The organism is uncultured Cardiobacterium sp., from assembly GCF_938028185.1.
GTDB lineage: Bacteria > Pseudomonadota > Gammaproteobacteria > Cardiobacteriales > Cardiobacteriaceae > Cardiobacterium.
Genome location: NZ_CALJAH010000139.1, coordinates 1 through 4,197, shown reverse-complemented (window position 1 = coordinate 4,197; position 4,197 = coordinate 1). Strand labels below are relative to the sequence as shown.

The 4,197-nt window shown below is 59.4% G+C and carries 4 protein-coding genes; all 4 read right to left on the bottom strand.

The genetic code is table 11. The features are described 5' to 3' along the window. Positions 1 to 80: 80 nt before the first annotated feature. The 4 genes from Q0349_RS04235 to Q0349_RS04220 all read right to left on the bottom strand — a co-directional run bounded on the left by Q0349_RS04235 (position 81) and on the right by Q0349_RS04220 (position 3,963). Entirely contained in the window at positions 81 to 1,028 is a 948-nt protein-coding gene (locus tag Q0349_RS04235; protein WP_298079633.1) for a factor H binding protein domain-containing protein, read from the bottom strand. A gap of 169 nt (positions 1,029 to 1,197) precedes the next feature. Then, positions 1,198 to 2,841 (bottom strand): chaperonin GroEL, encoded by a 1,644-nt coding sequence (gene groL / locus Q0349_RS04230; RefSeq protein WP_298079632.1) that lies wholly within the window; start codon positions 2,839 to 2,841, stop codon positions 1,198 to 1,200. Between the two features lie 35 nt (positions 2,842 to 2,876). After that, positions 2,877 to 3,164 (bottom strand): co-chaperone GroES, encoded by a 288-nt coding sequence (groES, locus tag Q0349_RS04225; RefSeq protein ID WP_298079631.1) that lies wholly within the window; start codon positions 3,162 to 3,164, stop codon positions 2,877 to 2,879. Between the two features lie 127 nt (positions 3,165 to 3,291). Beyond that, the gene (locus Q0349_RS04220) at positions 3,292 to 3,963 is read right to left on the bottom strand and encodes an alpha/beta fold hydrolase (RefSeq protein ID WP_298079630.1); all 672 of its coding nucleotides are present in this window, start codon (positions 3,961 to 3,963) and stop codon (positions 3,292 to 3,294) included. Positions 3,964 to 4,197: the final 234 nt, after the last annotated feature.

Below are 4,197 nucleotides of genomic sequence, written 5' to 3'. Positions count from 1 at the left end.
CCCCCGTGGGGGAGGGCCGGGGTGGGGGCAGGGATACAAATTCCAAAAAACGTATGCCTTTGCATGGTTTGGAAAGAGGTCTAATGGATAATCTCGCCGCGGGTGCCGTGGAAGCCAACCACATCCTGGTTGGCAGTATTGACCACCTGCCCGGCCATTTCCTCGGCAGCGTTGCCATAAAACTCCGCCTGATAGCGTAACGGCTGGTTATACAGGTTGCGGGCGTTGCCGGTGATGCCGACACCGCCGCCGATGTCGCTGAGGTTGGCGGGATTCAGGGTAATCATGCCAAAGCGCTTGATGCCCTCAATGCGCCCGTCGCCCTGCTTGCTGTCAAAATTGACGTTATAAACGAGGGTGCCGCGTTCGGTACGGTCAAAGGCGACGCCGTTGTAGGTGGCCTTGCCGCTGGCCGGAATCTGCTCAACGGTGGTATTGACGCCATAAAGGTCGCTGCTTGCCACATTGCGACTCTTGTCGTGATAGCCGACGACGACACCGCCACGGAAACCCTGGTAACTGCGGAAGGTGATGGCGCTGTCGTCTTCCTTCTCGCCGGGATTGGGGCTGGGCGCGGGATTCGGGGCGGGGGTGGCGTTGCCGTTATTGCCGTTCTCTTCCTTTTTGACCAGTTCCAGCTTGCCATGCTGTTCGGAGAAACCGGGCGTAAATTTGCGGAAATCGCGTTGCGCGTTCTCGCCGTCAAAACCGCGTGTCGGGGTGCCGTCTTCCGTCTTGATGACAAACGGCGCCGGTGCGTTGCCATTCAGCGCATTGTGAGGGACGAGCGACACCTTGCTTGCTTCAAAAGCCGCTTTTTCTTCCTCGCCGGGCGGGTTTACGCCCACATTGGGCGCGGTGTTGCGCTGTTTGGCACGAGTGGACGGATCCGGGAGCGGATCGGCCGCCTTGTTATCCGGAGTGCCATTGTGGTTGTCGTTGTTGTCATCACTGCCACCACAGGCCGCGAGCAGAAGCGGCAACAATGCGAGCGCCAGCAGGTTGGGTTTGATGGATAATCTGTTCATATATACAATCCTTTTCTGAAACATTACGACAAGGCAAACTGCCTCGCCGCGGCAATTATCGGCCATTTCCGCCCGGCCTGCATGACTTTCCGCAGCATTTGCCGCCCATAAAAAAACCGGATTCCGTGAGGAATCCGGTTTCGTTTTGCAGGATGCGACGGGCGCGGGCTTACATCATGCCCATGCCGCCCATGCCCCCCATGCCGTCCATTCCACCCGGTGCGGCTTCTTCCTTCTTCGGAATTTCCGCAACCATCGCTTCGGTGGTAATCATCAGCCCGGCGATGGAGGCCGCGTTTTGCAGGGCAAAGCGGGTCACTTTGGTCGGGTCAATGATACCGGCGGCGAGCATATCGACGTATTCGCCGCTGGTGGCGTTGTAGCCTTCGTTGTCCTTGCCGGCCTTGACGCGGTCAACAACAACGGCGGGCTCAACGCCTGCGTTGGCGACGATGGTGCGCAGCGGGTATTCCATCGCGCGGCGGGCGAGGTCAATACCAACCTGCTGGTCGTAGTTTTCGCCCTTGAGGCTTTCAATCGCCTTGACCGCACGGATGAGGGCGACGCCGCCGCCCGGGACGATGCCTTCTTCAACGGCAGCGCGGGTGGCGTGCAGCGCGTCTTCCACGCGGTCTTTTTTCTCTTTCATTTCCACTTCGGTTGCAGCGCCAACCTTGATGACGGCAACGCCGCCTGCCAGTTTGGCGACGCGCTCTTGCAGTTTTTCGCGGTCGTAATCGGAGGTGGATTCTTCGATTTGCGCGCGGATGCTGGCCACGCGGGCTTCGATTTTCGCCGGGTCGCCGCTGCCGCCGATGATGGTGGTGTTTTCCTTGCCGACAACCACGCGCTTGGCGGTGCCGAGGACGGTCATGTCGGAGCTTTCCAAGGTCATGCCCAGCTCTTCAGAAATCACCTGGCCGTTGGTGAGAATGGCGATGTCTTCCAGCATCGCCTTGCGACGGTCGCCGAAGCCCGGTGCCTTGACGGCAGCGACCTTGACGATGCCGCGCATACTGTTGATGACCAGCGTCGCAAGCGCTTCGCCTTCGACGTCTTCAGCGACAATCAGCAGCGGTTTGCCGGATTTGGCGACGCCTTCGAGAATCGGCAGCAGGTCGCGGATGTTGGAGATTTTCTTGTCGTGCAGCAGGATGTAGGGCGCATCCAGCTCAACGTTTTGATTTTGCGCGTTGTTGATGAAGTAGGGCGAGAGGTAGCCACGGTCAAACTGCATCCCTTCGACCACTTCGAGCGAGTCTTCAAGGCCTTGGCCTTCTTCGACGGTGATGACGCCTTCTTTGCCGACTTTTTCCATCGCTTCAGCGATTTTGTCGCCGACGGTGCTGTCGGAGTTGGCAGAGATGGTGCCGACTTGCGCAATTTCCTTGTGGGTTTCGCACGGTTTGGACATGGCGTGCAGCGCTTTGACGGCTTCGCTAACTGCCTTGTCGATACCGCGCTTGACGTCCATCGGGTTCATGCCGGCGGCAACGGCTTTCAGGCCTTCGCTGACGATAGCTTGCGCGAGGACGGTAGCGGTGGTGGTGCCGTCGCCGGCGACGTCATTGGTCTTGGAGGCGACTTCTTTCACCATTTGCGCGCCCATGTTCTGGAACTTGTCTTCCAGCTCGATTTCCTTGGCGACGGAAACGCCGTCTTTGGTGATGGTCGGCGCGCCGAAGGATTTTTCGAGGATGACGTTGCGGCCTTTCGGGCCGAGGGTGACTTTGACGGCGTTGGCGAGGATGTTTACGCCCTTGAGCATTTCTTTGCGGGCGGCTTCACCGAAGCGGACTTCTTTGGCTGACATATATAAACTCCTGAATGTTTAAGAATTATTGAAAATTATTGGATGACGGCAAAAATTTCTTCTTCGCGCATGATGACGTAGTCTTCGCCATCGACTTTCACCTCGGAACCGGTGAATTTGCCGAACAGGACGCGGTCGCCGACCTTGACTTCCAGCGGGCGCACATCGCCATTCTTGTTGGCCTTGCCGGGGCCGACGGCGACAACGACGCCTTCGGACGGCTTTTCGGCAGCGCTGCTGGCGAGGACAATGCCGCCAGCGGTGGTGGTTTCTTTTTCCTGACGTTTGACGATCACACGATCGTGCAGGGGACGAAGATTCATGAATGAGCTCCTGAATGGTTAATGAAAAAGGACATTGAAAATCCCGCCGGGGCGGGGGTGTTCAATCACACAACGCCCTAGATAGGGTTGGGGCGCAGCGCTTTCAAGGATGGCGGTAAAAAATTTTTTAATCCGCTGATTGCACGATGGTTTCCGTTTCAGGCGCCTCGCCGTGAAACCAGCGGTCGGCGAGCGCCGCCGCTGTGCGGTCAAATTGCAGCGCGCTGTGTGAGGTGTGCAGGCGGTAAAAAGCGGCGGCCTGCGGCAGTTCCGTCTCGCTAACGGCAACCGTGCCATCGTTCGGCTCGTCGGCGGCAAAGATGCCGAGCGCGCTGCCGACGCCGATCGCTTTCGTCCCGGCAATGCTGAGTAGCGGAATGGCGGCGTCCCACGCGGGCGCGTTGCCGTCCAGCCCCTGTTGCCAACAATGGCCGAGGATGCGCCGCCGCCACGGGCGTTCATAAAAATAACGCCCGACCTTGCTACCCAGATGCGGCGTGCCAAGGGTAACAACGCGACCGCGCGCCAGCCCCTGCGGCCATTGTTGGTGCAAATGGCGCAGATACAGTCCGCCGAGACTGTGGCCGATGGCAAACAGCGACGCATCGCCCGCAAAATCCTGAATTTGCGGCAGGTGTTGCGCGACGCTGTCATGCAGGGTCTGGTTGCGCGTCGGGTAGGTCAGGGCGAGACACTGATAACCGCGCCGTCGCAGTTGCGCCATCATCGGCCGCAGCATGGTGGCGCGCATAAAGAGGCCGTGAACGAGCAGGACTTTCGGGGGTTGGTGGTGTGGCATGGGCGCTCCGGGCAGGTTGGGTTGGCAACAGGGTACTCCGTCTGCCCGCGTTCGGGGTGAGGCTTTGGTTATCCGTGGCGTTTATATAGCCGTTCACCGAAAGCCTTATATGGTGTTGCGGCGCCTGACTGGGCACCCGCGTACTGTCTTTGGCGACGCGCCTTGTCTGAGAACCTGTTTAAAATCCCCCTCCCCTGCAGGGCGAAGCCCGCAGCGGGGGAGGGTCGGGGAGGG